Raw genomic sequence first — 1,402 nt, forward strand, 5'->3', positions numbered from 1 at the left:
TGTTTGATTATCATTTCATGCTTTTCTGTGAGCTTTGCCTGCTGTTCGATTGTTTCCATGTAGTCTGTACCGTTTCCTTTATCAATCTTTTTCAGCATTTTCAAGGTCGGTGCTACCTGCCGTTGTACCCACCGCAATGTACGGTCTAAGGTGTAAGGCTCTGGCTTTGTCGTCAGCTTCAAGCTCTGTCTGTTATCGCCGATAAACCAAGCCCAGCGTTCATTGAGTTTCCAGTCATTTTTTCGCTTGTCTGGTTCTTCATCAACAAACCTCACATACTGGTTGATGATAGAAAAGGCGGTCTGCTCTGCGTCATAATAGGTCAGCAAATCTCGTACTGCATAATAGGCTCGTTCATTTCTAAGCCGTATCTCAAAACGATTGATAATGTCGGCTTCTTCAAGCGGTGTCCCTAACTTGACATACTGCTCATAGTCCTTTTCATAGATACAGAAATACACATCTGATTTCAGCGAACCAAGATAAAGGGTATGTCCCATATATTCTCTGTCGTCCTCTCTGTGCTTAATAAGCTCGCCCGACTGGTAAAACTTATAACTTCTGGATTTTCCGATATATTCCCGTTTTCTGCATTTTTCTGCAAGCTCTGGAATATCCAAAATGCCCGTATGGTCGTTGATAGCAAGGTCGATACGCTTCATCACGCCACCGTCTACGAGTGCATCCATGAGAAAGTCATACCAGCTTCTTTGTTGTGCCAGCAGGTAACTTTCAAACTGCCTGCAACCACGCCCCTTTAACTCTAAAAGGACACCTTTTTCTTCGTCAGCCGACGTATAGATAAAGATGTCCCCTAAAGAATAATGCTCCGTATAGCTGTAATGTCCGTAATCTTCATGGAGCATATAATTGATATTCAGTTTTAATATGTCTTTGATGATGTGCTGTATATCCAGCGTGGGAAAACGAATTTTCACATAATCAAACAGCATAGTAAGCGGTGCTTCTGGATTGAACCTTGCCAGTTCTTTATGCAAAGTTTCCAGAAGTTCCTTTGACGGCTTCATTTTTCCGCTTTCTATCTTGTTGAGATATTCCCTTGTGATACCAGAAGCCACCGCCAGCCTGCCTTGCGAGATACCGTAAGCAACCCGTTTCTCCCGTAATTCTTTTATCCATTGTTCTTCATTCAGAACCATACCCCCAATCTGTCAAGTGTGAAGTTTTTTAAGGCGACTTCACAACCGATTTTTGCTAGGAAATCATGCCAGAAGCCTTATGTTTCCTATGTTTTTTGTCTATTGTCTATTTGCAAACGTACCCCTCTGTTAGATACCGAGGGGTTTTACCTGCTGGCGTGGCTAACGCCACACCAGCAACGGCTAGTCCGTGCCGTCGCCTTTCGCTTCGCACGTCGCCGTCCCGTCCTGCCTTGCTTGTG

At 44.0% G+C, this 1,402-nt stretch carries 1 protein-coding gene; it reads right to left on the minus strand.

The annotated features are described in order from the left end of the window. On the minus strand, positions 1-1,160 hold a 1,160-nt coding region (mobT, locus tag LKD42_RS15580), incomplete at its 3' end, for a MobT family relaxase (protein WP_248836169.1). Positions 1,161-1,402 lie beyond the last annotated feature (242 nt).

The sequence above is a fragment of the Hominisplanchenecus faecis genome, from assembly GCF_020687205.1.
GTDB lineage: Bacteria > Bacillota > Clostridia > Lachnospirales > Lachnospiraceae > Hominisplanchenecus > Hominisplanchenecus faecis.